We start from the raw sequence: 26214 nt of genomic DNA on the forward strand, positions 1-26214 counted from the left end.
AGCAAAACTTATTTTGCTTCGAGAACGCCACGGCGAATTTGGTCACGTTCAATCGATTCAAACAGTGCCTTGAAGTTACCTTCACCAAAACCGTCGTCATCTTTACGTTGAATGAATTCGAAGAATACTGGTCCAATCATGTTTTGAGAGAAGATTTGCAATAAAAGCTTCTTCTGACCATCTTTAGTATTACCATCAAGCAAAATACCGCGCTGCTGTAATTCACTAGTCGGTTCGCCATGCTCAGGTAAACGGTCTTCCAACATTTCATAATACGTGTTTGGCGGTGGAGTCATAAATTGTAGACCCAAACCTTTTAACTTATCCCAAGTCGAAATTAAGTCATCACAAATAAACGCGATATGCTGAATACCTTCGCCATTAAAATCAGCTAAGAATTCTGCAATCTGACCGTTACCCTTGTCTGAGTCTTCATTTAAAGGAATACGGATCATGCCATCTGGAGCAGTTAACGCTTTAGATGTTAAACCTGTATATTCACCTTTAATGTCGAAGTAACGAATTTCTTGGAAGTTAAAAATCTTCTCGTAGAAATTTGCCCAGTACTCCATACGGCCTTTGTAGACGTTATGAGTTAAGTGGTCAATTTCATTTAAACCCGCACCTTCTGGGTGACGCTGCGCATCATCAAAGAAAACAAAGTCATTTTCATAAATGTCACGGTCAACCAAGAAGATTGGCATGCCACCAATACCTTTAATTGCAGGAATGTTAAGCTCCATTGGCCCAATATTAGATTGCATTGGTTCTGCACCAAGCTCAACAGCCTTTTTAAAAGCTTTTGCCGCATCACGTGTTTTGAATCCCATTGCGCAAGCAGATGGGCCATGCTCATTGAAAAAGAATGAAGCATAAGATTCTGGCTGATAATTCAGGATAATATTGATATTTCCTTGACGCCATAAGTACACTTTTTTCGATTTATGCTTGGCTACTTTTGAAAAGCCGATGGTTTCAAAAATTGTATCTAATTCATTTTCTTTTGAAACAAACTCAATAAATGCAAAACCGCATAGTTCTAATGGGTTCTCTAAAATATCCATCTAGTTTCCCTCTGGTGATTACCTGATCCGTTTATTTCTGCTGATCTGGTCAGCTCCTTTCTCTATAGAATACGCATTTGCTGGGAGAGTGTTTGAACCGTCAAAATGCCTTAGCCCAACGCATCCTATGAGAAAAAAACCAATAATTAAAACGATGATTGAGTGAGCACGAAGCCGATGATTAATTTCCCTTCTATATGGTGTTTATTTTCCATACACACAGTCCTTTCTTATCTAAAAGTACGATTGAGATTTTTCAATAAACCTTTAAAAATCGCCTTTTCCTAAAGTCATTCCTAGATTTATGGAGGCCAACATCCTTGTTGGACCTCCAATGGCCATTTACCTTAAAACAGATGCTACTAAAAACAATTAAATTATGCAATACATAATTTAATTATGAATTGTGTAATTTATTGATCAATTTACTTGGTTTGTTTGCGCCTGATTTAGATTTCATATTTTATAAATCATTGGGTACACTCACATGGCTTTTAAAGTTCTAACGGCGGAAAACTCATGATTTTAATCAGTGCTTGTTTAATTGGTGAACCTGTACGTTATGACGGCCGATCATGCTTGCACACTACGCTTCAGCAGTTATTTTTAAATAAAAAAGCCCATGCACTTTGCCCAGAGTTATTAGGTGGATTTAGCACGCCTCGCTTACCCGCAGAAATTGTAGGAGGAACAGGTCAAGATGTGCTTGATGGCAAGGCAAAAATTACTGATTCATCTGGTTTAGATGTAACAGACTTATATTTAAAAGGTGCTCACCGCACTCTAGAAATTGCACAGCAAATAAAAGCAAGTTGTGTGGTTTTAAAAGAAAATAGCCCATCTTGCGGCAGTCAAAAAATTTATAACGGAACTTTTCAAGGCGAGAAGATTACGGGTGTTGGGATTACCACAGCACTGTTACAGCGCCATGGTTTTAAAGTGATTTCTGAAAACGAAATTGAAGATTGGTTAGCAGCACACCCTCTTTAACCATTGTCTGCTCAATCAAAATCCTCTTAATTGTTTTCTAAAACGGAAACATAAGGCGCTCATTAGACAAGCCACTAAATAACTTATGGCAGCCATACTCCAAAAACCATAAATTCCCATTGCAGAAATCGAATGACTCCCCCAATACAGCCCTTTATAGGCCATCCACCAACCACCACCCAATCCGAAACATAACACCACGACTAAAAAAATCAGCATGGGTAAAATTGACACATCCCAACAGCGCAGCAAAGAGGTGAGTAAGGTCATGAAGCCATCTAGAAAATGAGATATACAGACAATTAACAGCAGTGATGCAGCCAAAACCTGCACAGCCAAATCATCTGAATAAAAGGTGACAATTAAGTCTCGCTCCAACCATAAACCTAGGGACAGACTACCACTCACTGCCATAATTACCCATATACTTTGTCTGGCAATTTTGTTTGCTTCTTCCATGTTGCCACTGCCCATAGATCGCGATACCAAAATGCTATAAGCCGAGGCAATTGAGGAGGGAAAAATAAACATAAAACCACCCGTGCTCGCGACAATTTGATGGGCTGCTGACACCACACTCCCAAAAGGCAAAATCAGAATAGCAACCGAACAAAATGCAACGACGTCCATCAACGCCATGATAGCAGTGGGTATGCCTATTTTTAAAATCATACGCAGACTTTGTCGGCCATCTTCAACCGTCCGTTCTGCTTGCTCAATAAAAATGTAGCTTTTCTCTAGGAAAAACAGGTAATAAATAGCCAACATAAACCACCGTACAATGAGAGTGGCTAACAAAGCCCCTATGGCACCGAGTGGTGGAATTGAAAATGAAGCGACACCATAAATCAAAAGATAGGACAAAATAATTTTAAGAATGAAAAAAATGCTATCTGATAGTAAAACCTTATGCGCATTTTCAGTGACCTGAGACAAAGCTGTAAATAAGCGCATCAGTAAATGCGCAGGTAAAATAAATACCAAGACCCAAATACAGTTTTTAGTAATTGAAACCACATGTTCAGATGCACCAAATAATTTTGGTAAATCACGAAACAAGTAAAGCAAGCCAATACTCACCAATGCCGAACATAACATCAGCCAAATGCCTTGAATAAAGATTTGACGAATATGGGGTATGTCATGGCAACCATAAGCTTCCGAGAGCTTGAGGATCACACCTTGCAAAATTCCCATCCCAATGACATAAATCACTGTATATAAAGATAAGGTTACCGATAATGCGGCGACATGGTCATTGCTAAAATGCCCAACATAAGCAATATCAATCAATCCACTTAAAACTAGAATTAAATTGCTTGAGAGCATAGGAATAAATAATTTAAAAATCTGGTTCATCAAAAAAAGCCTTATTTTTTTCTTTGCAATTTATGTTGATATTCATGTTATTTTTAGTGCATCAATTCAAAGCAAAAGACATACCAGTTCTAAATTCAGCTTCCTCTAAAATGTTCTTTAAATAAAAAAGCCAAACTATTCGTTTGGCCTTCTTTTGTAATGTATGTTTTTCTACAGTTATTCTTGTTTGTGTTTACTTGCCCAATAAGTCGCAAGTGCAGGCCCAGAAATATTGTGCCAAAGGCTGAAAATCGCGCTTGGTACTGCTGTAATCGGAGAAGCAGCAAAATGTACTGCTGCAAGTGCCACACCTAAACCTGAGTTTTGCATACCGACTTCTACCGCAATTGCTTTACTGTCTGCATAAGGCAATTTAAAGAAACGAGCTGCGGTAAAACCTAATAAATAACCAAACCCATTATGCAATATCACTACCGCCAAAATGAGCAAGCCGGATTGAAAAATAGCTGCTTTACTCCCACCAATAATGGCTGCCACAATCGCGACAATTGCAATAACTGAAACTAACGGCATGACTTGAATATAGGACTCGACCTGACGTTTAAGCCAAGTTCGCAAAATCAGACCAATCACAATAGGCAGTAGCACCACCTGCAAAATCGAAATAAACATCGAAGCTGCATCAATCTTTAACCATTGGCTGGCTAGCAGATAGAAAATTGCAGGTGTTAATACAGGTGCTAAAAGTGTTGATACCGATGTACAAGCGACCGATAACGCTACGTTACCCTTGGCCATATAGGTAATCACGTTTGAAGCTGTTCCGCCTGGGCAACACCCCACTAAAATAACGCCGACTGCAATTTCAGGCGGTAAATCAAATAATTTACACAGAACAAATGCCAAACCGGGCATCACCACAAACTGGGCAACCACCCCAATTAAGACGGCTTTAGGGCTTTGCAATACCCCTTTAAAGTCGTCTACGGTCATGGTCATTCCCATGCCGAGCATAATAATGCCCAAGATCCATGGAATATAAGCTTTAAGCCAGACAAAAAATTCAGGTTGCCAGAGTGCCAGTGCCGCAAAAACGATGACCCATAAAGCAAACGTTTTCTGAACAAATTGAGTAAAACGTAATAATGCAGACATGCTGTTCATCCATATCAAATCGCAATTAAAGCCCAAACATCATGGGCACTATCTCTAGCATTCATTTAACAAATCAGTCGATTGCATACGGACAACCCCTTGTTGCTGCATAGTTTGCCATGCCTGCTCTAAAGAGCCGTTGAGATTAATACCCTTACAGGCATCTTCAACCACTAGAGTTTTAAAGCCGAGTTGAATGGCATCTAAAGCAGTCCATGCAACACAAAAGTCGGTAGCTATACCGACCACATAGACCGTATCAATACCGCGTTCTTTTAAGTAACCCGTTAAGCCCGTCATTGTGGCGTGGTCTGCTTCCATAAAAGCCGAGTAGCTATCAATATGAGCATGAAAGCCTTTTCGAATAATCAGCTGGGCCGTTGGAATATTCAAATTTGGATGAAACTCGGCATCATGAGTGCCTTGTACACAATGCTGAGGCCAAAGCACTTGTGATCCATAGTCGAGTTCAATGGTTTCAAATGGCTGCTTCCCCGCATGGTTGACTGCAAAAGAAATATGATTATCCGGATGCCAATCTTGTGTCAGAACGACATTTTCAAAACAACCAGCAAGTTGGTTAATGGTTGGAATAATTGTATCGGCGTCGGCAACTGCTAGGTTTCCACCAGGGGTAAAACCATTTTGCACGTCAACTACGACTAAAGCCGAATTTTGTGGTTGTTTCTTCATTTTCATGCCATCTTAAGTCCCATTCGGGAAAAATATGCATTTTATCTTGCCATAAAAAAGACTGTATCAAGTAGGGATTCGCAGAATTGCACCATATTGTCATATTTACTGTCTTTTACTTGAAATGATCAAATTGGCATTCTATGTTTTGCTCAAGTTTACATAGGGTTTATCAGTTAAGCATATTGTTCTTATGCGTCTGATCAGTCATAATTTGCATAATTGTCATTCAACAATCTGTTATTGTTAGAACTGGACAATCAAAATACTGCAACCATCCCACATTTTGTTTTTCTTACCTCAGATTCGGATGGATAAATAGGATATTTTTTAAAATGACTCAGCAAGCACAGACCATTCAAGGCTCAATCGTCGCAATTGTCACTCCCATGTTGAAAGATGGCGGTGTAGATTGGAAGGGTCTTGAGAAGCTGGTTGAGTGGCACATAGAACAAGGTACAAACAGTATTGTAGCCGTCGGTACAACCGGCGAAGCCTCAACATTGAGCATGGAAGAGCACACACAGGTTATTAAAGAAATTATTCGTGTAGCCAATAAACGTATTCCAATTATTGCCGGTACTGGTGCAAACTCAACCCGTGAAGCAATCGAATTAACTAAAGCAGCTAAAGACCTCGGTGCTGATGCAGCTTTACTTGTAACACCATACTATAACAAACCAACCCAAGAAGGCCTTTACCAGCACTATAAAGCGGTTGCTGAAGCTGTTGAATTACCTCTTATTCTTTATAACGTACCAGGTCGTACTGGCGTAGATTTGTCAAACGATACAGCGGTACGTTTAGCAGAAATTCCTAACATTGTCGGTATCAAAGACGCAACAGGTGATGTGCCTCGTGGTAAAGCTTTAATCGATGCTTTAAACGGCAAGATGGCTGTTTACTCGGGTGACGATGAAACTGCATGGGAACTTATGCTTCTTGGCGCAGACGGTAATATCTCGGTTACTGCAAACATTGCACCTAAAGCAATGAGCGAAGTATGTGCGGTTGCAATTGCTAAAGATGAGCCACAAGCGAAGACGCTTAACAATAAGATTGCAAATTTACACAATATTCTATTTTGCGAATCTAACCCAATTCCTGTGAAATGGGCACTACATGAGATGGGACTGATTGATACTGGTATTCGTTTACCACTCACTCCTCTCGCTGAGCAATATCGCGAACCTCTCCGCAATGCCCTAAAAGATGCGGGAATTATTTAATAAGAGCAATTTATGATGCAATTACGTCTTGGTTTAGTCCTTGCAGTTTCAGCCTTAAGTTTAGCTGGCTGTGGTCGCTTCGCACTCAATAATCACTCTTTAGATTATAAAAAAGCAAAGCAACTCGCCCCGCTTGAGTATCCTGCCGATGCAACTGTACGACCAGCGACGCCTTTGTATCCTGCACCAACAGTAGACCAGCTCGCTATCGATCACGCACCGAAGTTTGAAAACAAGCGTGGCAACCGTTTTGCATTGCCACGCCCTGAACAAACGAAAGATGATTCAGCAGATACATCTGCTCAATCAGGTAGCGCGCTTAGTCGCCCTCAACTTGTGACAGATGGTAATAAAAACCCACTGTTAAAAATTGATGGAAGTACTGCTGAAATTTGGCAATACACCAAAGCAACCCTAAGCACGTTAAATTACAACATCATCGCTCAAGGCAGTAATCAAGCGACGATTAAAGTAAATGACAAAACTTATGTGCTTAAACTGACTGGTGTTGGCTCTAGTCATAGCCTTGCTCTCTTTAACCCAGACAACACTTTTGCAAGCCCTGATGTTGCTGCGGAAGTGTTAAACCAGATTTACCAAAATTGGCCAGCCTAGTCGTTTACTAGGCATTTTTTTTTAAAAGGTTCCCTCATGTTAAAACAAACCTTGCTCTATACTGGTAAAGCAAAATCTGTATATGAAACAGACAATGCCGACCATCTGATTTTAGTCTTTCGTGATGATGCCTCTGCGTTCAATGGCGAAAAAATCGAACAACTAGATCGTAAAGGCAAGGTGAACAACCGTTTTAACGCCTTCATCATGGAAAAACTTGCTGAAGCAGGTATCGAAACGCATTTTGAAAAATTGCTTTCTCCAACTGAAGTTCTTGTTAAGAAACTTCAAATGATTCCTGTTGAATGCGTAATTCGTAACTACGCAGCGGGTTCTTTATGCCGTCGTTTAGGTGTTGAAGAAGGTAAAGAACTTACTCCTCCTACATTTGAATTGTTCTACAAAGATGATGGCCTAGGCGATCCAATGGTTAACGAATCTCAAGCGATTGCTTTAGGTTGGGCGACTGCTGAACAGTTAGAACAAATGAAAGTGTTAACTTATAAAGTAAATGATGTATTGAAAGCATTATTTGCTGAAGGCAACATGATCTTGGTGGACTTCAAACTTGAATTTGGTGTTTTCCATGACCGTATCGTACTTGGTGATGAATTCTCTCCAGACGGTTGCCGTTTATGGGATAAAGACACTAAGAAGAAACTCGACAAAGACCGTTTTCGTCAAGGTTTAGGCGGTGTTGTTGAAGCTTATGAAGAAGTTGCTTCTCGTTTAGGTGTAGATTTATCTGACATCTAATTCGCCAGCTTCATTAAAAAACCGAGCATTTCCGCTCGGTTTTTTATTTTCAGGACCCTAAAATTTAGAAAAGTAGACAGATTTGTATATTTAATTAAATTATGACTTGCACAATCTAAAAACAAAGCACTAAAATCTAAAAAAACACTAATTGCATCACAATAATTAAATTTAAAGTATGGTGAATTTTATGGAACTATTTAAGCCTGAAAAGAGATTAATGAATCACTCGATACATTTTGGTGAAAATCCATTAGTGATTTTATCTAATTTTAGCGATTCAGCTTTGAAACAAGGTTGGAGCGAAGCTGAAGTAGAAACCGTCATTTCTGAAGCTTCTCAAGGTGACTATATGAAACTCATACGCACATTGAGAACATATACCTTACTTTAATCATCTACCTTACTGTAAACGCACAGACCTAACCTCTCGCCGGTTTCGAACTCGTTTATAGAACTTGCTCGCCTTTAACTCAGGCGACAAATAGTCTTGTCATACAAAGTACTCTCTATCTCTGTTTATATTTAACCGTCCTATCTGGTTAACTGCTTTTATTCGCATATTATTTTGTTTACCACCGTATCATTCAATTTATAAAAAGACACATAAAGCTGTTAGGAATAAACTGGATTTATCCCGAATGCTGCCTTAACAATAAATAAAAATAATAAGTAGAAAATATTTATTCAGTGAGGAGCAAATCTGATGGATCATGAAATAGAGGAAAAAAAGGTCGAGCAAACCTTAAGCTGGCGTGAAAAAATGGCAGTAGAAGAACATGAGAAACTGTCACCCCGTTTGGTCTATGAAATTATCCGTCGTGATGGTGCAGAAGAACTGGATCGCCCAACAGCTGCACTGATCTTTTCAGGCATTGCAGCAGGTCTGGTCATCAGTTTTTCATTTGTATTTAAAGCGATTATTGCCTCTTATATCCCAACTGATGCGATCTGGACAGATTTAATCACCAATTTCGGTTATACCATTGGCTTTCTAATTGCCATTTTGGGCCACATGCAGCTCTTTACCGAAAATACCATTACTACAGTTGTGCCCTTATTTAAGCCCTTTACATTGGACAAATTAAGAGCCGTGGGCCGTTTATGGGGGATTGTGATTCTATGCAATATCATTGGAACAGCTTTGGCGAGTTTATTCTTCCTGACCACCGACCTGTTTACTCCAAACATTGACAAAGCCCTAGATGAGCTCGCACATCATGTTGCGTCTTTTTCCGCCATCCAAAATCTGCTTAAAGGGGTTATGTCTGGACTTTTAATTGCTGCATTGGTCTGGATGCTACCCTCTGTTAGCAATAAATTCCTAGTCATCTTTTTCATGACTTATCTAATAGGACTAGGCGACTTTACCCATGTGGTCGTTGGCTCTACCGAAATGTCCTATCTGGTCTGGCAAGGAGAAGCTTCTCTTGGTGAATATCTGTTTAATTTCCTGATCCCAACCACCATTGGCAATATTATTGGTGGTACAGGCGTGCTTACCCTGCTGATTTATGGTCAGGTGACTGAAGAATTGGAACAATAGCAGGAAACAATAAACTATTGTTCGTGCTGCCATCTGCGTTGTTGTAAGCGTTCACCTTCAACTTCACGCTTGTTTCTTGCCGACTCATAGAGTTTGGTTCCCTTTAACTCAGGTGGCAAATAGTCTTGCAACACAAAGTGCTCTGGGTAGTCATGAGGATAGAGATAATTAATCCCATAACCTTGCTGTTTCATCAGCTTGGTTGGCGCATTTCTCAAGTGTAAAGGTACTGGTAAATTTGCCGTTTTCTCAGCAAGTTCCAAGGCCTTATTAATCGCGAGGTAAGTACTATTACTTTTTGCACTGGTCGCTAAATAAACTGCTGTTTGACCCAAAATAATTCGAGCCTCAGGCATTCCCACCGCCTGTACAGAACGGAAACATTCACCTGCAAGCAATAGTGCATTTGGATTCGAGTTTCCAATGTCTTCTGAAGCGGCAATCAACATACGTCTTGCAATAAAAACCGGATCTTCCCCACCTTTAAGCATCCGCGCCATCCAGTACAAAGCCGCATCTGGATCACTACCACGAATCGATTTGATAAAGGCAGAAACGAGGTCGTAATGCTGTTCACCCGATTTGTCATAACGCGCAATATTTTGCTGAGCGACTTTTACTACTACAGCATTGGTAATGGTATTTTCAACTTCGGGCTCAAAAGTACTTGCAATTAAGTCTAGTAAATTGAGTGCTTTACGGGCATCACCTGCTGCAAACTGTAAAAGAGCATCATACTCTTCAATATGAATATAACGTTCTTTTAAAAATTTATCGTTTTGGAGTGCATTGTTAAGTAGTGTCTGAATTGCTTCACTGTCTAAACTGTTTAAGGTATAGACCTGACAGCGTGATAAAAGTGCACTATTGACTTCAAAAGACGGGTTTTCAGTGGTGGCGCCAATTAAGGTAATTTTACCTTTTTCTACGGCACCTAATAATGCATCTTGCTGTGATTTATTAAAGCGATGGATTTCGTCAATAAAAACTACAGGTGTCAGTAAGTCACCACTTTCTGCAATTACTTCACGTAATTCTTTTACGCCCGTATTCAGCGCAGATAAGCTCACAAATGGACGATCTATTGCCTGAGCTAAAAGCAAAGCAATTGTCGTTTTACCGACGCCTGGCGGCCCCCAAAAAATAATAGAAGGCAAATGTCCCTGATCAATCATTTGACGTAAGGGTGCATGTTCACCTAACAAATGATCTTGCCCAATAATTTCAGACAAGTCTCTTGGGCGCAGGCGTTCAGGAAGTGGAATATGGGTGTCTGACATCTCAAATAGCTTTATCGTCTTTTCACTATAGTCTATTGTGTCTCACAGAAATCTACAATTTGAATCTATGAGACACATCCTTTATTTACAGGGTATTTCCTAGCATTAAGAGGGTTTCTTACTCAGCTTGAGTAAACGAGCATTGGGGCCATCTTCAATTACCCAAATTGAACCGTCTTGTGCCTCATGTAACCCACGAATACGTTGCTTCATCTCTAATCTTTGTACTTCTTTTACGGGCTTATGCTCTAAATCTACAACAACAATTGCTTCTGAAGATAACCCGCCAATTAAAGCTTTATTTTGCCATGCGGGAAATTGTTGTCCGCGATAAATAATTAAGCTCGACGGTGAGATTACAGGAGTCCAGTCAATTTCTGGCGCTTTAAACTCTGGGTGCGTGTGATGATCTGGAATAGGCTGACCGGAATAATGATCTCCATTTGAGACAATTGGATAACCATAATTTTCACCTTTGGTAATAATATTAAGCTCATCGCCACCTTTAGGCCCCATCTCAACCACCCAGAGCTGTCCTTGGCGATCAAAAGCCATACCTAAGGGATTACGGTGTCCCAGTGACCATATTTCCGCAGTGACGCCGCCTTGCTGATAAAAAGGGTTACCTACGGCGGCTGAACCGTCATCATTTAAACGCAGAATTTTACCCAAGTTACTTTTCATGTTTTGAGCAGGGTCAAACTTTTGGCGCTCACCTGAACTCACCCAAAGCTTACCATCTGCGTCAAAAAGCATACGATGCCCATAATGGCCTTGCCCTGAGACTTTAGGTACTTGCTGCCAAATTTGCTTTATATCGGTGAGTTTTGGTTGATTGGGGTTAGATAAATCTAATTTTGCACGTGAAATCACTGCACCAGATCCACCTTGTCCTTTGGCTGCATAACTGAGATATATCCAGTGATTTTTGGCAAAGTCTGAGTGTAGAGCAACATCCCCTACCCCCCCCTGTCCGCCATAGTTCACCGCTGGAACACCCTGAACATCTAGCACTTGTTTATTTTGGGGATTAAAAATTTTTAATTTGCCTTGTCGTTCAGTCACCAATAAACGTTGGTCTGGCAAGCTGGTAATCGCCCAAGGTTCATTAAAATGTGCAACTGCCTCTATCTGATAAGTTTGTTTGGCAGCATTGGTTTGCTCTGTTTTTGCAGTTGTATGTTGTTCAGGATTTTTTGAATTAGTATTATTGGAGCCACAGGCCATTAATAATAAGAAGCTACTGCATAACAAGGGGGCTGCTAGTTGTCTCATCATTTTTATCTCCTTTTGCTTTTATTTTTATATAACGGAGATCATTAAAAAATTTACGATAAAAGTGTTACTTTATTATACGCTGTAATTTAAATGCCCATCGGGAGCGTATTAACGCACCCAACGCACTACATAATCTTCTAAATCATCTTCATGTACATCAGTTTCAGGAATACAACGTCCTGCAACCGACTTTTTCGCCTTAACGACACTTTGTCTCGTACCCGTATTTAAATAGTGCCAAGAAGGTAAATTCTTGCCTTCGTTCAAACGTTTATAGGCACAGCTCGATGGTAACCAATGAATGGTTTTTAAGCTTTCTGGCGTCAGCTGCAAACAGTCAGGTACTTGCTGCTGACGGTTTGAATAATCCGAGCAACGCCCTGTGCTGCAATCGAGTAACTTACACGCTACCTTGGTGTAAGCCACCTCATGGGTATCTTCATCTTCTAGCTTAACCAAACAGCATAAACCACACCCATCACACAAAGCTTCCCACTCAGCCTGTGTCAGCTGCTCTAGCGTGTAATTTTTCCAAAACATTGGACGAAGGGTCTCGGTAGACATAAGTTTTTAACAGCTATATAGATAAAGCAAAGTGAGATTATAGCATTGAACTACACTGGGCTTAAGAAAATAAGCCGTATTTTTAGCATCACAAAATGATTGTTTAATATACATTTCAACCACATAAACGACACATTTCGTGCAAAAAACACGCTATATAGTAAAAAGACAATGAAAAATAAGGAGGACAGCATATGTTCCGTTGGGCAATAATTTTTGCAGTGATTGCACTCATTGCCAGTCTATTAGGGTTTGGTGGTGTTGCAGGTTTATCTAAAGACTTTGCCGTGATTTTATTAGTGATCGCTGTAATTCTCGCTGTTATTGGTTTTATTTCGCGAGGCCGAACCTAATTTAATTATGACCATATTAAAAAGAAGGAACTCGTTCCTTCTTTTTTATTGGCTGATTATTTCTATGTTTTTCTTTTGATGTAGATTTTTACATAGTTATTCATATGACTTTTATTTTTTATGCTTTAATCAAGCGTATTTAAATCAAGTTAAATTTCAGGATTAATGTCATGAGTACAGCAATTAAAACCCGTGAAATTCAATATACTGCACCAGATGGCAGCCATTTAATTGGTTACTTTGCAGCTCCAGAGAGTGAAAGCCCTGTAGCTGGTGTCATTATTGGTCCTGAGTGGTGGGGTCGTAACGAATACACTGAACAACGTACGCGTGAACTTGCTGAACACGGTTATGCTGCGCTTGCAATCGATATGTATGGCGATAAAAAAGTGACTACGACTGCAGCTCAAGCTTACGAATGGATGATGCAGACATTTGAAGAGTTAGACACGGTGACTGACCGCGCTAATGCAGGGCTTCAAACTTTAGCTGCTCAACCAGAAGTGAATAGTGAAAAACTTGCAGCGGTAGGGTTTTGCTATGGTGGCAAAGTAGTACTCGATCTAGCTCGCTCAGGTGCTCCTCTCAAAGCAATTGCGACATTCCATGGCACATTAACACCTAAGGCTCCTGCTCAAAAAGGCAACATTCAAGGTGAAGTTTTAGTTCTACATGGTGAACTAGACAGCATGGTCACCTTAGAAGATGTTGCTAATTTTGAAAAAGAGATGCAAGCTGCTGAGGTTAAACATGAAGTAGTGGTTTTAAAGGATGCTAAACATGGCTTTAGTAACCCGCTTGCAGATGAAAGAGCTAAAGCGAATGGTGTCGACCTTGGCTACAACAGCGAAGCGGAAAAACAAGGCCTTGCTAAAATGTACGCTTTACTAGAACGTACTTTAAAATAAAAGAAGCAAATTTGGAGCAAATGGTTCTTTTTTCGCATTTGCTCCCTTAAATCTTTATGACTTTGCAATATTTTTCCTGTATTTTTTAAACCATACTTCAATAAATATACTCCCGTTGAGCTAGAGCAAAGCCTAGTCTTATTTCCCGCACTCGGGGTTTAATGGAATAACATGAGAGGATACAACAATGACTGACAAGAAATGTCCGTATTGCAATTTTGATGAATATGACATCATTGATAAGAATGAATTTGCTGTAATTTTACCTGACCCAAATCCATTGTCTAAAGGCCATTGTGTTGTAACGCCACTGCGCCATGTAAGCTCGTTTTTTGACATTACCTCTAAAGAACATGAAAGCTTACTGACACTTCTTGAAATTGCCCGTCATGAAACACAGCTTCGTCATCAACCAGCTGGTTTCCATATTGGCTTTAATGATGGTGAAGTATTTGGCCAGACTTCCGACCACTTCCACATTCATGTCATTCCTTACTATAAAAACCAACCGTTGAAACTTGATCAACGTTGGGGCGTAAAAGAGGATTAATCCTTTCTATGCTTGAAGCAGAGACTACTCGTTTTAAAGTAGTCTCTGTTTGAACAGGCTCGTTCTGATTGCTTGCTTTAAACAAAACTTCTTCCCAATTTCAGCTATAATTTAGCCCTTACTTCTCTTCTATAGCTGTTCATGCCTGAATTTTCTTTTTCTGATGCCCTCTTAAACTGGTTCGATCAACATGGTCGTCATGATTTGCCATGGCAAGTCGCAGATGATCCATACAAAGTTTGGGTTTCTGAAATTATGCTACAGCAGACTCAGGTAAAAACAGTTCTGCAGTATTTTGACCGCTTTATGGAGCGCTTTCCAACGGTAGACGCTTTAGGTCATGCAACTTGGGATGAAGTCGCCCCTTATTGGGCAGGTCTTGGCTATTACGCTCGTGCCCGCAATTTGCATAAAGCCGCTGGTCTTGTAGCACAGCAAGGTAAGTTCCCTGAAACCCTAGAAGAATGGATTGCACTACCTGGCATTGGTCGCTCGACCGCAGGTGCACTCATGTCTTTGGGTTTACGTCAGTACGGCGTGATTATGGATGGCAACGTGAAACGCGTTTTAGCTCGCTTCTTTGCCATTGAAGATGACTTAAGCAAACCACAACACGAACGTGAAATGTGGAAACTCGCTGAAGAGCTTTGCCCGACACATCGCAACCATGACTACACGCAAGCGATTATGGACTTGGGTGCAACCATTTGTACGCCTAAAAAGCCTCTTTGTTTATACTGCCCAATGCAAGCTCATTGTCAGGCTTACCAGCAAGGTTTAGAACAAGAATTACCTTTTAAAAAACCGAAAAAAACACCACCTGTTAAAACAGCAGATGTTCTTATTATTCAGTGTGAAGATGAGTGGTTCTGGCAACAACGCCCAGCTCATGGCCTATGGGGTGGTTTATTCTGTTTACCTATTTTAGAAAATGAACATGAACGACTGAGCATAAGTCAGCAATTTAAACTACAACCTCAAGCTCAAACTTTTCAGATCAGCCATAGCTTCACTCACTTCACATGGTTACTTAATGCTCATGTGTTCCACGTGGAACCTGATCAAAAAGAACATTTGGCGATTGAACTTGAAGGCCAGTGGCTAAGTCCGGAACAGGCCATTGCCAAAGGTATACCAACCGCTATGAAAAAATTGATCTCGACAAGCCGTTCATGACATAGTGGTCAAAATAATTTTGATATAACTATGACAGGGAGTATTTTGTGCGACGTTTTGTTTCTCATTTCTCACTTGGCTTTCTTATTATTCTATTGGCTGCCTGTGCCAGTGCACCTAAAAAACCTACACCACTGTCACCCGCTCAAATTAGTAAGCTCGAGAGTATGCAGCTTCCAAATCGACTTCCAGTTCCGGTAAAAGGTGTTGATCGAGACGAACTAAAAGACACGTGGGGTGCGGCACGCAGTCAGGGCCGTAGTCACGAAGGCATTGATATTTTGGCTCCACGTGGAACCAAAGTGTATAGCACCACCGAAGGACTGATTGCCGATCTTCGTAATAACAACTTGGGTGGCAAAGTCATCTGGATTTTAGGTCCAGCGGGAACATGGCATTATTATGCTCATCTTGATGGTCACAAACGTGGCTTAAGTGTTGGTGACTATATCAAAAAAGGCGATTTAATTGGCTATGTCGGCAATACGGGCAATGCACGTTATACTTCACCTCATCTTCATTATGGTCTTTACCTAAATGGTAAAGGACGTGGTGCTGTTAATCCTTATTCATATTTACGCTAGGAACATTTTATGTCGGAAGCGCTGATCAATCGCTTAGTAGAGTTTGCCGAGTCTGGCAACCAGCAAAAGATCATTTTAAATGGCAATAGCTATCAAGGCTGGATCATGGAAATCAGCGATGATGCCCTACTGATCAGTACCGGTTTTTCAGACAAAGTTGGCAAAGATTTTTGGCTAAAGTTTGAAGACTTAACTCAAGCTGAATTGTATTATTGGGATACTCGCCCAAATGAATGGGTGCTATTTAAACTTTAAAATTCCAAGATAAATATAAGGAGCATCATCATGAAAACTCAACGCTGCGGATGGTGTTCCGACGATCCACTTTATATTGCTTACCATGACGAAGAATGGGGTAAACCCGAACACGATGAAGCACGTTTATTTGAAATGCTTTGCCTCGAAGGTCAGCAAGCTGGTTTATCTTGGATTACCGTACTGAAAAAAAGAGAAAGCTACCGTCAGCACTTTTTTAATCATCCAATTCCAGAAATTGCTTCATTCACAGATGATTTTTTAGAACTAAAATTATCCGATGCTGGCTTAATTCGTCACTTTGGTAAACTCAAAGCCATTCGTGATAATGCTATTGCTTGGCAAGCGCTCAAAGTACAAGTCGGTGATGTTCCTACATGGCTTTGGCAGTTTGTAGATGCAGCTCCTCAACATAATGATGTTGTAGATTATCGTAAGGCCCCTGCTCAAACTGAACTGAGCGTAAAACTTTCTAAAACGCTTAAAAAGAATGGTTTCAAATTTGTCGGCCCAACCACCTGCTATGCTTTTATGCAGGCAGTAGGCATGGTCGATGATCATGAAAATGATTGTCAATTTAAAGCTTCATAACCCACCAGAACGGTTCAAATCCGCTTAAGGAGTTTCCGATGAGCAATAATACGATTCAGGCCTATGCTGCAATGCAAGCAGGTGAAAAACTGGTTCCTTACCAATTTGACGCAGGTGAATTGCAACCGCATCAGGTTGAAGTAAAAGTTGAATACTGTGGTTTATGTCATTCTGATATTTCTGTTTTAAACAATGAATGGCGATCGACTGTCTACCCTGTGGTAGCAGGCCATGAAATTATTGGACGAATTGTTGCTTTGGGTCCAGAAGCCAAAGGTCTAAAAATTGGACAACGTGTCGGTATTGGCTGGACAGCTGAAAGTTGCCAAGCCTGTGATGAGTGTATTGGTGGTCATCAAGTACTTTGTACAGGCGGAAGTGTTGCAACAATCGTCGGGCATGCTGGTGGTTTTGCCGATAAGGTTCGTGCAGGTTGGCAGTGGGCAATTCCCCTTCCTGAAGATTTAGACCCAGAAAGTGCAGGTCCCCTACTTTGCAGCGGAATTACCGTTTTTGACCCATTACTTAAACACAAAATTCAGGCAACACATCACGTGGGAGTGATTGGTATTGGCGGTTTAGGTCATATCGCCATTAAGCTCCTTAAAGCATGGGGCTGTGAAATTACTGCTTTTAGTTCTAACTCAGATAAAACTGAAGAACTCAAAGCAATGGGTGCTGACCATGTCGTAAATAGCCGCGACACCGATGCAGTAACAGCACAAAAAGGTAAATTTGATTTATTGCTTAGTACCGTGAATGTGACCCTAAACTGGCGTGCTTTCATTTCTACACTAGCGCCAAATGGTTCTTTGCACTTCTTGGGTCTCACCCTTGAACCTGTTCCTGTTTCTGTAGGTTCACTTATTAGTGGTGCTAAATCAGTAACTGGCTCACCTACAGGTTCACCTGCTGCACTGCGTCAACTTTTAAAGTTTGCTGCACGCAAAAAAATTGCGCCTCAAATTGAGCTGTTTCCAATGTCACAGCTCAATGAAGCAATTGAACGTCTACACTCAGGTCAAGCACGCTACCGTATTGTGCTTAAAGCAGACTTCGCAGAATAAAACTAACTCAACCCTTTCATCTGTTGTCGTGACCAGTTCGCCAAGTCTTTAATTGCTTGGCGGACATCTGCTGTTAACTCATGCCCTGCATTTAAACGAATGAAGTGCCGATAGCGTTCATCCTCACCAAAAACATGGCCTGGTACCACGGTAATTCCTTGAGCTTGTGCAGTGTAATAGAGCGCCAAGCTATCTACACTTTTAGGCAACTGTATCCATAATGCATAGCCACCTTCGGGCTGGCTCAATGCGATTGGAATGCCTTCAAAGGCTTTTAAAATACAGCTACGGTATTCTTCAACTTGTCGCATTAAATTTGGTCTTAACTGTTCTAAATGCTCTCTGTAAGCACGGCTATAAATAAAATCAGCTAGGCCTAATTGTAGTGGTGTATTCACCCCGATATTACTTACTAGCAGCTCAAGCTTTAAATGTTCTAACTTTGTAGTTAAACAAAACCACCCTACCCGATACGCACTCGACAAAGACTTAGAAACTGAACCACACCAAATTACATAGCCTTCACGGTCCCAATATCGAATAGGCAATGGTCGCTCACTACTGTAGCCACATTCACCAAAAATATCGTCTTCAATAATAAAACATTGATACTTTGCAGCTAATTCAGCAATCTTCTTTTTCTCTGTATTGCTAAAACAATATCCTAATGGGTTCTGGTAGTTCGCAGTCATTAAGCAAACTTTAGCTAAACCTTGCTGCATTAAGGACTCTAAACGCTCAAGATCAATGCCACGATGATCTGCAGGAATCTCAACAATCTGTCGTTTTAAACTTGCTAATAACTGTAAATGACCATTATAGGTAGGTGTAGGAATAAGAATACTATCGCCCACTTCAGTGAGCTTCTGAATCACCAAAGACAAAGCAGGCATACAGCCATTGGTAACAAAAATATCTTCTGGAGCGATATAAATACCATCTTCACGCCAATGATCGGATAGCGCTTTTCTTAGTTGCTCATGCCCTTGTTTATTACAATAAAGAAAGTCTTGAGGCTGACAATTTTTCAAAGCACGTTGAATAGAACGACGTAAACCTTCTACAGGAATAAAGTGCGGCGTTAATTGAATCGAACCCAACGGTACGAGATGGCTTTGTAAGGCTGCTTCTTGAATTTGGTTATGCAACTCCAGATTTGAGACATGTCGAGGTAAAGACAAAAAGTCTGGGCTATCAGGAATAGGACTAGATTGACTACGAGCAACCACAAAATAACCTGATTTCGGCTTTACATAAATGAGTCCCCTCGCCTCAAGCAATTCATAGCAACTTTTTGCCGTGCTTAAGCTAATACTGTGCTGACGAGCGAAATCTCGTAAAGAAATCAGCTTCTGATGAGGTTTAAGTTCATCTTGATAAATACGATGTGCTAATTGATTGGCAAGAACCTGATATTGAAAAGTCATTCTGTGCTGCTTTTTTAAAAATTTCTGTATCTGTACTGGTTTATAGAACACCTTTAGGCTATGGAAATCAACTCAAAGAGTAGTAAAATCATGAAATTAAAAACTATATTTTTATTTACTATTGTTTTAGCGGGTTGCCAACCACAGCCCAAAAATGAGCAGCACAGACACACGGTTTGCCAGAGCTTGATTGAAGGTTATTTAAAAATGACCAACCAACAGGACTATAAATTAGAACAGCGCACTGATGATGAGACCTATACGATTTCTCATTATGAATATAAACGTAATAGCTCAAACGAAGTTGTCATGGTGAATTCAGTCTATTCAAAATTATATTTTAGTTGCCGAGAACAGCAACAAAGCTATTTCTTATCTCAACATTCATCACAAGGACAAACGACTCCAATTTTAGAAGTTCATTTTCCAAGTGATGCTTATGGTAAGTTTAGAGACAGGTTTTAAAACCATCTTTTAATTGATCTGCCAAAAACTCAATAAATAAACGGATTCGTTTTGGTAGATGCTCTTGTTGATAATACACAGCATGGATGCTTTGATATTGATGTTCTATTTGATCTTCAAATAACGCAACCAATCGCCCTTCTTGAATATCTTTCCAAATTTCAAATTCAGATAGCCGTGCAATACCATGTCCTCTAATTGTGAGCTGGCGTACAGTCTCACCACTAGAAGCTTTAATATTTGCTTGTGCGAAAAAATATTCATCACCAACTTTAATTGGCCAGCTATTAATATAATCAGGTCGTGTAAAACCAATCAGATCATGCTTTTCGAGTTGTTCAGGCTGTGTTGGTGTGCCCTTAATCGCTAAATACTCTGGACTTGCCACAATATATAAACGACTCTTGCACACTAACTTGGCATGAAGACTCGAATCATTGAGTTCCCCAAATCGAAATGCCACATCGGTCTTATGTTGTAATAGATCAATCACCTGATCATTACTATTTATTTCGATTTCAATGTCGGGATAACACTCACGAAACTTATGCATTAATGGTGCAATGACATGTAAGACAAATGGTGTTGCCGAATCAATACGAATCAGTCCCGCAGTACCCTGATCAGACTTTTGAAGTTCTTCTTCGGCCGCATTCAGCTCATTTAAAATTTTACGAGCCTTTATCAGAAACTGCTGCCCTTCTTGGGTGAGTTTTAACTTACGTGTTGTTCGCTCTAACAAGGTCACACCTAACTTTGCTTCCAAACGTGTCAAAGAGCGGCTTATTCCTGAAGGTGTCTGTTTTAAATGTTCTGCTGCGGCTACAAAGGAGCCTGTATCAACAATTGTGATAAAGGCAACCAGTTCTTCAATTGTTGATTTCATGGCTTATTCTATTATTGACTAATCATCAAAGATATTTTGCTTATTCATCTATTTTTTCGCAACAATAAAAAAAGCAAAATGCACCTCAAGTTAAATGATTATTCAAATTTAGGTGAACACATGAATATCCCACGTTTTGGTCTAGGTACTTTCCGTCTTAAAGAACAAGCAGTCATTGATTCTGTTAAAACTGCTTTAGACGTAGGTTACCGTGTCATTGATACTGCTCAAATTTATGAAAATGAAGCAGCAATTGGACAAGCGATTGCTGAAAGCGGTGTATCACGTCAGGACTTGTTTTTAACTACAAAAATCTGGGTAGATAATTTTGCGCAAGATAAGTTTATTCCAAGCTTAAAAGAGAGCCTACAAAAGCTTCGTACTGACCATGTCGATTTAACTTTAATTCACTGGCCAGCACCAGATTTAGGCGTTTCGATTCCTGAAATCATGCAGCTTTTACTTGAAGCAAAACAACAGGGCTTAACTAAACAAATTGGTATTTCAAACTTCAATATTGCACTTACTCAACAAGCAATTGACACAATTGGTGCTGAAAATATTGCAACAAACCAGATTGAACTAAGTCCTTATCTTCAAAACCATAAACTTGTGAATTTCTTACAAGAGAAGAAGATTGATGTCACTTCATACATGACGCTTGCATACGGCAAAGTGCTTCAAGACCCTGTTTTAGCTGAAATTGCAGCAGCACATAAAGCAACAACAGCGCAAATTGCACTTGCATGGGCATTGCAACGTGATTTTGCAGTCATTCCATCTTCGACTAAACGTGAAAACCTGATTAGCAATTTAAAAGCACAGGATATCGAGTTAACTTCAGCTGAAATGCAAATGATTGCTGAACTCGACCGTAACAGTCGTGAAGTTAGCCCAGAGCCATGGGCACCAGTTTGGGACTAAACTCATGAACACTCAATCAAATACGGCGTTCTCGTTACTGGCATTGGCAATTGGTGCCTTTGCCATTGGCACCACGGAATTCTCTCCAATGGGATTACTTCCGAATATCGCTCATGATTTAGGTATTTCAATTCCAACAGCCGGAATGCTAATTACGGGCTATGCACTTGGCGTCATGCTAGGTGCCCCATTCATGACCCTGTGGTTTGGTGGTTTTGCTAGGCGTAATGCACTGATTTTTCTGATGGCAATCTTTACGGTGGGTAACCTGATCGCAGCGTTTTCACCAAGCTATATGAGCTTATTAGGTGCACGTCTCATTACTAGCCTTAACCATGGTGCCTTCTTCGGGATTGGCTCTGTTGTAGCAGCGAGTATTGTACCCGCGCACAAACAAGCCAGTGCTGTGGCAACTATGTTTATGGGTTTAACCATTGCCAATATTGGTGGTGTACCTTTGGCAACATGGATAGGACAAAACATTGGCTGGCGTATGTCGTTCCTTGCGATTTCCTTACTGGGTGTGATTACCATGCTCGCTTTATGGAAAGCGTTACCGCAAGGTATGGTTGCCCAAAAACCAAATGTGAAAGCTGAGTTGAAAGTATTAACGCGTGGCCCTGTGGTACTTGCATTACTTACCACCGTACTCGGTGCAGGTGCAATGTTTACGCTTTATACCTATATCGCGCCAAGTTTGACTGAGTTTACTCATGCTTCACCTACCTTTATTACTTTTATGTTGGTGTTGATTGGTGTCGGCTTCTCAATTGGTAACCATTTAGGTGGTCGCTTTGCAGACTTGTCCATCAACAAAACTCTGATTGGTTTCTTGGTCCTGTTGATTGTGATGATGGTAATTTTCCCAATCCTTGCACAAAGTCAGATTGGAGCAGCGATTGCCTTAGTGATCTGGGGTGCCGCAACCTTTGCTTTAGTACCGCCTTTGCAAATGCGTGTAATGTCAGTTGCTCATGAAGCACCAGGGCTTGCCTCTTCAGTAAATATCGGTGCGTTTAACCTAGGTAACGCAGTCGGTGCAGCCGCAGGTGCGTTAGTGCTCGATTTAGGTTGGGGTTATAGCGCAGTATCATTTGCTGGTGCATTACTGGCGGGGTTCGGTTTGTTACTGGTTTTATTTCAAATCAAACGTGAAAGTAGCCCAGCTCGAACTTTACAGCAATGTTCAGATTAATAAAAAAGCGCCTCATCTCAGGCGCTTTTTTTATTGCTTATTATTTTAAAATATCGGGCAATTTAGGTTGCTCATAAATCGGGTTCATTACTTCCCGCTTCATTTTAAGCAGCATTTGATACGGTTGCTGCTGAACAAACATATTTACAAAGCTTAAAGGAATTGAACCCGCTGGGTCCGCATAGCCACTCGTGGTTACTTTAACTTTGTTGTTCGCTAGTTTCTGGAATGTCCATTCACCTTCATAACGAGTTAAACGAACCACATCGGGTTGAATCGGATAATTACTATTAATTGCTGTGTTCTTAATCGTAATAACGCCATTAGCAGCTTTACTCATTTTTCCTTTCACCACAACATCGCGGTCTTTTAGCGGAAAAGGAAAATCTAAAACCATATATAATGTAAATTCACCCTTTTTCTCATCCTGAGACAGCATTTCAACTTTACCCATATAAGGCACCCATTGCGCTGCGCGTTTTACATCTAAAATCACCGCCACAGCACGCTCAATGGGTACATCAAAGGTTGTTTCAGCTTTGTATTGAAAGACTGGGTTATCAGCCTTTTGATAGGTCCACACTTTAATATGATTACGGTCAAGGCTAAGTTTCGCCTTGTCTGTAGAGGCAGCCCCTGTATAGAGGCTGCTTAAGCAAAGAAGAGTGGTCAAAGCAATTTGTTTTTTATTCATGTTCTGCTCTATCTTGTTTTTCTCGCCACATGTAGGACGTGTACAGATGATTTACACCTGTACGTCGTTCAGCCCTAAAACATCTTTCATGTCGTATTTGTGCGCTTCACGACCTACAACCCATGCAGCAGCTCGTACTGCACCAGCAGCAAAGTTCATACGGTTAGTGGCCTTGTGAGTGACTTCAACACGCTCACCCTCACCAATAAACATGACAGTATGTTCACCTACAATATCGCCACCACGGATGGTTTCAAAACCAATCGTTTGACGATCACGTGGACCGGTATGCCCTTCACGACCATAAACAGCAACTTCTTTTAGGTTACGGCCTAAAGTATCAGCAATCGCTTCACCCATCATGAGTGCTGTACCTGACGGCGCATCTACTTTATGACGGTGGTGAGCCTCAATCACTTCAATATCTACTGTATCGCCAAATACTTTTGCTGCAAGCTCAAGTAACTTGATTGATACATTTACGCCAACAGAATAGTTTGCAGCATATACAACAGGTATATGTTTTGCCGTTTCATCAAGCTCAGCTTTTTGTTCATCGGACATTCCCGTTGTCCCGATCACGATAGCTACCCCAGCTTCACGACATAGCTTTAGATGCTCAGATGTTGCAGCAGGAGTCGAAAAGTCAATTACAACGTCACAGTCTTTAAGAACCTCCGCCAAGCTTCCAGTAAGCTTCACTCCAATTGAACCAATTCCTGCAAGTTCACCAGCATCAGCACCGATTAAAGTACTTTCTGGGCGTACAACAGCGGCTCCCAATTGATAACCTGCTTGTTGAACTGCCTGAATAAGTATACGACCCATACGGCCGCCTGCACCCAAAATACCAATGCGTGGAGCTGCTGACATAATCCTTCCCAATCTTGTGTTTTACATAATTGGCTTACTATATCAAAACTCTTTGCTCACAATAAAAAGTAAAAAATATTTTTTAAGATGAACCGAAATTTAATCAGTTTTCACAAAAGTTAAAGAATTGATCTGCACACTACGGACCCACGAATGAAAAAAAGATGACTATAAGGAGTTCAGCATGCATTCGAAAATTATGGGCTTAATAGCCGTTATGGGGATGATGAGTTCAGTAGCATTTGCAGAGCCTGCAATCCAACCTGGGGACACATTAGAAAGCTTATCTAAAGCACGCATTACCACGAACGTAAATACTCAAGCAGCAACACCTACACCTCAAACAAGCGTAGCAAGCAATACCACTGCTGAAGTTAAAGTTGAAGATATCGACCCGATCATTGAAGAAAAAACCGCAGAAGTAGAAACAGTAAAAGTAGCTGTAAAACCAGTTAATCAAGCTACTATCGAGGCTGTAGTAGCTCCAATTGCATCAAGCGAAGTTATTGTAAGTGTTGACGATATTGATGTCGCTCACCCGACAGAGTAATCGGTAGTCATTTTCTTTTAAGCAGAATAAAAATAATAAGATGAATCAGCGCAATAAAAAGGCGGATATTTTTGAATATCCGCCTTCTTTTTAATTTACGATCTAATCAAGCATTAATCGAATAAACGATCAAAGAATGATTTTTTCTTTGGTGAAGAAGCACTGTCTTCGCCATCGAAAGATGCTTGTAATTCTTTAAGTAATTCGCGTTGACGAGAGGTTAAGTTGACTGGTGTCTCTACCACGATACGGCAAAGTAAATCACCCACCATGCTGCTACGTACAGGGCGAACACCCTTACCACGTAAACGGAATAATTTACCTGTTTGAGTTCCCTCAGGGATCTTCAAGCTAACGCGACCTTCCAAAGTCGGAATTTCAATTTCTTTACCAAGTGCAGCATCGGCAATGCTTACTGGTACGTCCATATATAAATCGGCGCCATCACGTTGGAAAATTTCGTGCTCACGAACAACCACTTCAACGTATAAGTCACCCGCTTGACCATCACGGATCGCCTCGCCTTTACCACTTAAACGAACGCGGTCGCCATTATCTACACCCGCTGGAATAGTAACTTCCAATGTTTGCTGGCGATCAGCTACACCTGAACCATGACATGCATGGCATGGGTTTTTAATAATTTTGCCTTGGCCACGACATGTGCCACAAGTTTGTTGTACAGAGAAGAAACCTTGCTGCATACGTACTTGTCCTGAACCATGACAAGTTTTACAGGTTTCTACATCTTTTGGATTTTGAGAGCCTTTACCATCACACACATCACATGGTGCCGGAGCAGTAAAGGTAATTGTTTTCTTAACCCCTTTTACAGCTTCCTCAAGGGTAAGTTCCATGACATAGCGTAAGTCTGAACCGCGACGTTGGCGTTGCTGACGTCCGCCGCCACCAAACGCTCCACCAAAGATATCACCGAACTGGCTGAAAATATCTTCTGCACTGAAACCACCAAAGCCACCACCAGCGCCACCAAAGCCGCCTTCAAATGCATTATGTCCCATACGGTCATACATGCTGCGCTTTTCGCTGTCGGATAAAATCTCATAAGCTTCAGAAGCTTCTTTAAACTTTTCTTCTGCTTCGGCATTGTCAGGGTTTCTGTCAGGATGATATTTCATCGCCAATTTACGATAGGCTTTTTTGATCTCATCATCACTTGCGGTTTTTGAAACGCCTAAAACCTCATAATAATCACGTTTAGCCAT

At 40.8% G+C, this 26214-nt stretch carries 30 protein-coding genes; 18 read left to right on the plus strand and 12 right to left on the minus strand.

The features are described from left to right. Window positions 1-8: 8 nt before the first annotated feature. Entirely contained in the window at window positions 9-1064 is a 1056-nt protein-coding gene (hppD, locus tag RMA95_RS08180; protein WP_019458597.1) for a 4-hydroxyphenylpyruvate dioxygenase, read from the minus strand. Between the two features lie 519 nt (window positions 1065-1583). Between hppD and RMA95_RS08185 the strand changes: the two genes are divergently transcribed. After that, window positions 1584-2054: a DUF523 domain-containing protein gene (locus tag RMA95_RS08185; RefSeq protein WP_134262693.1), complete on the plus strand. Its 471-nt coding sequence runs from the start codon at window positions 1584-1586 to the stop codon at window positions 2052-2054. A 15-nt stretch (window positions 2055-2069) separates the two neighbouring features. Here the strand turns inward: RMA95_RS08185 and RMA95_RS08190 are convergent, their stop codons facing one another. From RMA95_RS08190 to pncA, 3 genes are all read right to left on the minus strand, one after another. Next, window positions 2070-3413: an MATE family efflux transporter gene (locus RMA95_RS08190; protein ID WP_134262695.1), complete on the minus strand. Its 1344-nt coding sequence runs from the start codon at window positions 3411-3413 to the stop codon at window positions 2070-2072. A 177-nt stretch (window positions 3414-3590) separates the two neighbouring features. After that, window positions 3591-4529 (minus strand): bile acid:sodium symporter family protein, encoded by a 939-nt coding sequence (locus RMA95_RS08195; RefSeq protein WP_311070105.1) that lies wholly within the window; start codon window positions 4527-4529, stop codon window positions 3591-3593. Window positions 4530-4583: 54 nt separating this feature from the next. Further along, complete coding sequence (gene pncA / locus RMA95_RS08200) at window positions 4584-5228, minus strand: bifunctional nicotinamidase/pyrazinamidase (protein ID WP_311070106.1); 645 nt, start codon at window positions 5226-5228, stop codon at window positions 4584-4586. 329 nt (window positions 5229-5557) lie between these two features. On the opposite strand from pncA, the gene dapA reads away from it, so the two are divergent. The 5 genes from dapA to RMA95_RS08225 all read left to right on the plus strand — a co-directional run bounded on the left by dapA (window position 5558) and on the right by RMA95_RS08225 (window position 9368). Next, window positions 5558-6451, plus strand: a complete 894-nt coding sequence (dapA, locus tag RMA95_RS08205; protein ID WP_311070107.1) for a 4-hydroxy-tetrahydrodipicolinate synthase — start codon at window positions 5558-5560, stop codon at window positions 6449-6451. A 15-nt stretch (window positions 6452-6466) separates the two neighbouring features. Beyond that, a complete protein-coding gene (locus tag RMA95_RS08210) occupies window positions 6467-7066 on the plus strand; it encodes a lipoprotein-34 precursor (NlpB) (protein ID WP_209045401.1) in 600 nt (199 codons plus the stop codon). Between the two features lie 36 nt (window positions 7067-7102). Continuing rightward, entirely contained in the window at window positions 7103-7822 is a 720-nt protein-coding gene (gene purC / locus RMA95_RS08215) for a phosphoribosylaminoimidazolesuccinocarboxamide synthase (protein WP_108679651.1), read from the plus strand. A gap of 190 nt (window positions 7823-8012) precedes the next feature. After that, window positions 8013-8216, plus strand: coding sequence for a hypothetical protein (locus RMA95_RS08220; protein ID WP_263614885.1), 204 nt, complete (start codon window positions 8013-8015; stop codon window positions 8214-8216). A 312-nt stretch (window positions 8217-8528) separates the two neighbouring features. Next, complete coding sequence (locus RMA95_RS08225) at window positions 8529-9368, plus strand: formate/nitrite transporter family protein (RefSeq protein WP_311070109.1); 840 nt, start codon at window positions 8529-8531, stop codon at window positions 9366-9368. Window positions 9369-9382: 14 nt separating this feature from the next. Here the strand turns inward: RMA95_RS08225 and RMA95_RS08230 are convergent, their stop codons facing one another. From RMA95_RS08230 to RMA95_RS08240, 3 genes are all read right to left on the minus strand, one after another. Further along, a complete protein-coding gene (locus RMA95_RS08230; RefSeq protein WP_311070110.1) occupies window positions 9383-10648 on the minus strand; it encodes a replication-associated recombination protein A in 1266 nt (421 codons plus the stop codon). A 105-nt stretch (window positions 10649-10753) separates the two neighbouring features. Beyond that, entirely contained in the window at window positions 10754-11923 is a 1170-nt protein-coding gene (locus RMA95_RS08235; RefSeq protein WP_311070140.1) for a PQQ-dependent sugar dehydrogenase, read from the minus strand. A 111-nt stretch (window positions 11924-12034) separates the two neighbouring features. Further along, window positions 12035-12490 (minus strand): YcgN family cysteine cluster protein, encoded by a 456-nt coding sequence (locus RMA95_RS08240; protein ID WP_311070111.1) that lies wholly within the window; start codon window positions 12488-12490, stop codon window positions 12035-12037. A 194-nt stretch (window positions 12491-12684) separates the two neighbouring features. Between RMA95_RS08240 and RMA95_RS08245 the strand changes: the two genes are divergently transcribed. The 8 genes from RMA95_RS08245 (at window position 12685) to RMA95_RS08280 (ending at window position 17974) form a co-directional block, all read left to right on the plus strand. Further along, window positions 12685-12843, plus strand: coding sequence for a DUF1328 domain-containing protein (locus tag RMA95_RS08245; RefSeq protein WP_000490267.1), 159 nt, complete (start codon window positions 12685-12687; stop codon window positions 12841-12843). A gap of 170 nt (window positions 12844-13013) precedes the next feature. Further along, on the plus strand, window positions 13014-13751 hold the full coding sequence (locus RMA95_RS08250) for a dienelactone hydrolase family protein (protein WP_311070112.1): 738 nt from the start codon (window positions 13014-13016) through the stop codon (window positions 13749-13751). 187 nt (window positions 13752-13938) lie between these two features. Next, on the plus strand, window positions 13939-14301 hold the full coding sequence (locus RMA95_RS08255) for an HIT family protein (RefSeq protein ID WP_002053765.1): 363 nt from the start codon (window positions 13939-13941) through the stop codon (window positions 14299-14301). Between the two features lie 141 nt (window positions 14302-14442). Then, complete coding sequence (gene mutY / locus RMA95_RS08260) at window positions 14443-15477, plus strand: A/G-specific adenine glycosylase (RefSeq protein WP_311070113.1); 1035 nt, start codon at window positions 14443-14445, stop codon at window positions 15475-15477. A 47-nt stretch (window positions 15478-15524) separates the two neighbouring features. Then, entirely contained in the window at window positions 15525-16061 is a 537-nt protein-coding gene (locus RMA95_RS08265) for a peptidoglycan DD-metalloendopeptidase family protein (protein WP_311070115.1), read from the plus strand. A 9-nt stretch (window positions 16062-16070) separates the two neighbouring features. Beyond that, complete coding sequence (locus RMA95_RS08270) at window positions 16071-16316, plus strand: hypothetical protein (protein ID WP_001287364.1); 246 nt, start codon at window positions 16071-16073, stop codon at window positions 16314-16316. A gap of 30 nt (window positions 16317-16346) precedes the next feature. Then, the gene (locus RMA95_RS08275; protein ID WP_311070116.1) at window positions 16347-16907 is read left to right on the plus strand and encodes a DNA-3-methyladenine glycosylase I; all 561 of its coding nucleotides are present in this window, start codon (window positions 16347-16349) and stop codon (window positions 16905-16907) included. 38 nt (window positions 16908-16945) lie between these two features. Then, window positions 16946-17974 carry an NAD(P)-dependent alcohol dehydrogenase gene (locus tag RMA95_RS08280; RefSeq protein ID WP_311070117.1) on the plus strand — a complete coding sequence of 343 codons (1029 nt, stop codon included), beginning with the start codon at window positions 16946-16948 and terminating at the stop codon, window positions 17972-17974. Window positions 17975-17976: 2 nt separating this feature from the next. Here the strand turns inward: RMA95_RS08280 and RMA95_RS08285 are convergent, their stop codons facing one another. After that, window positions 17977-19401, minus strand: a complete 1425-nt coding sequence (locus RMA95_RS08285; protein WP_311070119.1) for a PLP-dependent aminotransferase family protein — start codon at window positions 19399-19401, stop codon at window positions 17977-17979. 90 nt (window positions 19402-19491) lie between these two features. Here RMA95_RS08285 and RMA95_RS08295 point away from each other — a divergent pair, with 90 nt between their 5' ends. Continuing rightward, on the plus strand, window positions 19492-19866 hold the full coding sequence (locus tag RMA95_RS08295; protein ID WP_272235748.1) for a hypothetical protein: 375 nt from the start codon (window positions 19492-19494) through the stop codon (window positions 19864-19866). Here the strand turns inward: RMA95_RS08295 and RMA95_RS08300 are convergent. Beyond that, a complete protein-coding gene (locus tag RMA95_RS08300; RefSeq protein WP_311070120.1) occupies window positions 19850-20752 on the minus strand; it encodes a LysR family transcriptional regulator in 903 nt (300 codons plus the stop codon). The two genes, RMA95_RS08295 and RMA95_RS08300, sit on opposite strands and share 17 nt — an antisense overlap. Before the next feature lie 120 nt (window positions 20753-20872). Between RMA95_RS08300 and dkgB the strand changes: the two genes are divergently transcribed. Both dkgB and RMA95_RS08310 read left to right on the plus strand, forming a co-directional pair. Next, window positions 20873-21676 carry a 2,5-didehydrogluconate reductase DkgB gene (gene dkgB, locus RMA95_RS08305; protein ID WP_311070121.1) on the plus strand — a complete coding sequence of 268 codons (804 nt, stop codon included), beginning with the start codon at window positions 20873-20875 and terminating at the stop codon, window positions 21674-21676. Window positions 21677-21680: 4 nt separating this feature from the next. Further along, window positions 21681-22871, plus strand: coding sequence for an MFS transporter (locus tag RMA95_RS08310; protein ID WP_311070122.1), 1191 nt, complete (start codon window positions 21681-21683; stop codon window positions 22869-22871). Between the two features lie 40 nt (window positions 22872-22911). On the opposite strand, the gene RMA95_RS08315 is transcribed toward RMA95_RS08310, so the two are convergent. Beyond that, the gene (locus RMA95_RS08315; RefSeq protein ID WP_311070123.1) at window positions 22912-23565 is read right to left on the minus strand and encodes an START domain-containing protein; all 654 of its coding nucleotides are present in this window, start codon (window positions 23563-23565) and stop codon (window positions 22912-22914) included. Window positions 23566-23616: 51 nt separating this feature from the next. Then, a complete protein-coding gene (gene dapB / locus RMA95_RS08320) occupies window positions 23617-24438 on the minus strand; it encodes a 4-hydroxy-tetrahydrodipicolinate reductase (protein WP_002053870.1) in 822 nt (273 codons plus the stop codon). Between the two features lie 184 nt (window positions 24439-24622). On the opposite strand from dapB, the gene RMA95_RS08325 reads away from it, so the two are divergent. Beyond that, window positions 24623-24988, plus strand: coding sequence for a hypothetical protein (locus tag RMA95_RS08325; protein ID WP_311070124.1), 366 nt, complete (start codon window positions 24623-24625; stop codon window positions 24986-24988). Window positions 24989-25101: 113 nt separating this feature from the next. On the opposite strand, the gene dnaJ is transcribed toward RMA95_RS08325, so the two are convergent. After that, a complete protein-coding gene (gene dnaJ / locus RMA95_RS08330) occupies window positions 25102-26214 on the minus strand; it encodes a molecular chaperone DnaJ (protein WP_263612597.1) in 1113 nt (370 codons plus the stop codon).

The sequence above is a fragment of the Acinetobacter sp. V110_1 genome, from assembly GCF_031798975.1.
In the GTDB taxonomy this organism is placed as follows: Bacteria; Pseudomonadota; Gammaproteobacteria; order Pseudomonadales; family Moraxellaceae; genus Acinetobacter; species Acinetobacter nosocomialis_A.

Excerpts from the sequence above, each read along its gene's own strand:
- hppD (WP_019458597.1), bottom strand. The coding sequence starts at position 1,064 with ATGGATATTTTAGAGAACCCATTAGAACTATGCGGTTTTGCATTTATT.
- pncA (WP_311070106.1), bottom strand. The coding sequence starts at position 5,228 with ATGAAAATGAAGAAACAACCACAAAATTCGGCTTTAGTCGTAGTTGAC.
- RMA95_RS08210 (WP_209045401.1), top strand. The coding sequence starts at position 6,467 with ATGCAATTACGTCTTGGTTTAGTCCTTGCAGTTTCAGCCTTAAGTTTA.
- RMA95_RS08310 (WP_311070122.1), top strand. The coding sequence starts at position 21,681 with ATGAACACTCAATCAAATACGGCGTTCTCGTTACTGGCATTGGCAATT.
- RMA95_RS08300 (WP_311070120.1), bottom strand. The coding sequence starts at position 20,752 with ATGAAATCAACAATTGAAGAACTGGTTGCCTTTATCACAATTGTTGAT.
- RMA95_RS08240 (WP_311070111.1), bottom strand. The coding sequence starts at position 12,490 with ATGTCTACCGAGACCCTTCGTCCAATGTTTTGGAAAAATTACACGCTA.
- RMA95_RS08235 (WP_311070140.1), bottom strand. The coding sequence starts at position 11,923 with ATGAGACAACTAGCAGCCCCCTTGTTATGCAGTAGCTTCTTATTATTA.
- dnaJ (WP_263612597.1), bottom strand. The coding sequence starts at position 26,214 with ATGGCTAAACGTGATTATTATGAGGTTTTAGGCGTTTCAAAAACCGCA.
- dapB (WP_002053870.1), bottom strand. The coding sequence starts at position 24,438 with ATGTCAGCAGCTCCACGCATTGGTATTTTGGGTGCAGGCGGCCGTATG.
- RMA95_RS08275 (WP_311070116.1), top strand. The coding sequence starts at position 16,347 with ATGAAAACTCAACGCTGCGGATGGTGTTCCGACGATCCACTTTATATT.
- RMA95_RS08270 (WP_001287364.1), top strand. The coding sequence starts at position 16,071 with ATGTCGGAAGCGCTGATCAATCGCTTAGTAGAGTTTGCCGAGTCTGGC.
- RMA95_RS08255 (WP_002053765.1), top strand. The coding sequence starts at position 13,939 with ATGACTGACAAGAAATGTCCGTATTGCAATTTTGATGAATATGACATC.
- RMA95_RS08280 (WP_311070117.1), top strand. The coding sequence starts at position 16,946 with ATGAGCAATAATACGATTCAGGCCTATGCTGCAATGCAAGCAGGTGAA.
- RMA95_RS08325 (WP_311070124.1), top strand. The coding sequence starts at position 24,623 with ATGCATTCGAAAATTATGGGCTTAATAGCCGTTATGGGGATGATGAGT.
- RMA95_RS08225 (WP_311070109.1), top strand. The coding sequence starts at position 8,529 with ATGGATCATGAAATAGAGGAAAAAAAGGTCGAGCAAACCTTAAGCTGG.
- mutY (WP_311070113.1), top strand. The coding sequence starts at position 14,443 with ATGCCTGAATTTTCTTTTTCTGATGCCCTCTTAAACTGGTTCGATCAA.
- RMA95_RS08190 (WP_134262695.1), bottom strand. The coding sequence starts at position 3,413 with ATGAACCAGATTTTTAAATTATTTATTCCTATGCTCTCAAGCAATTTA.
- RMA95_RS08220 (WP_263614885.1), top strand. The coding sequence starts at position 8,013 with ATGGAACTATTTAAGCCTGAAAAGAGATTAATGAATCACTCGATACAT.
- RMA95_RS08195 (WP_311070105.1), bottom strand. The coding sequence starts at position 4,529 with ATGTCTGCATTATTACGTTTTACTCAATTTGTTCAGAAAACGTTTGCT.
- dapA (WP_311070107.1), top strand. The coding sequence starts at position 5,558 with ATGACTCAGCAAGCACAGACCATTCAAGGCTCAATCGTCGCAATTGTC.
- RMA95_RS08250 (WP_311070112.1), top strand. The coding sequence starts at position 13,014 with ATGAGTACAGCAATTAAAACCCGTGAAATTCAATATACTGCACCAGAT.
- RMA95_RS08315 (WP_311070123.1), bottom strand. The coding sequence starts at position 23,565 with ATGAATAAAAAACAAATTGCTTTGACCACTCTTCTTTGCTTAAGCAGC.
- RMA95_RS08285 (WP_311070119.1), bottom strand. The coding sequence starts at position 19,401 with ATGACTTTTCAATATCAGGTTCTTGCCAATCAATTAGCACATCGTATT.
- RMA95_RS08245 (WP_000490267.1), top strand. The coding sequence starts at position 12,685 with ATGTTCCGTTGGGCAATAATTTTTGCAGTGATTGCACTCATTGCCAGT.
- RMA95_RS08185 (WP_134262693.1), top strand. The coding sequence starts at position 1,584 with ATGATTTTAATCAGTGCTTGTTTAATTGGTGAACCTGTACGTTATGAC.
- RMA95_RS08230 (WP_311070110.1), bottom strand. The coding sequence starts at position 10,648 with ATGTCAGACACCCATATTCCACTTCCTGAACGCCTGCGCCCAAGAGAC.
- purC (WP_108679651.1), top strand. The coding sequence starts at position 7,103 with ATGTTAAAACAAACCTTGCTCTATACTGGTAAAGCAAAATCTGTATAT.
- dkgB (WP_311070121.1), top strand. The coding sequence starts at position 20,873 with ATGAATATCCCACGTTTTGGTCTAGGTACTTTCCGTCTTAAAGAACAA.
- RMA95_RS08295 (WP_272235748.1), top strand. The coding sequence starts at position 19,492 with ATGAAATTAAAAACTATATTTTTATTTACTATTGTTTTAGCGGGTTGC.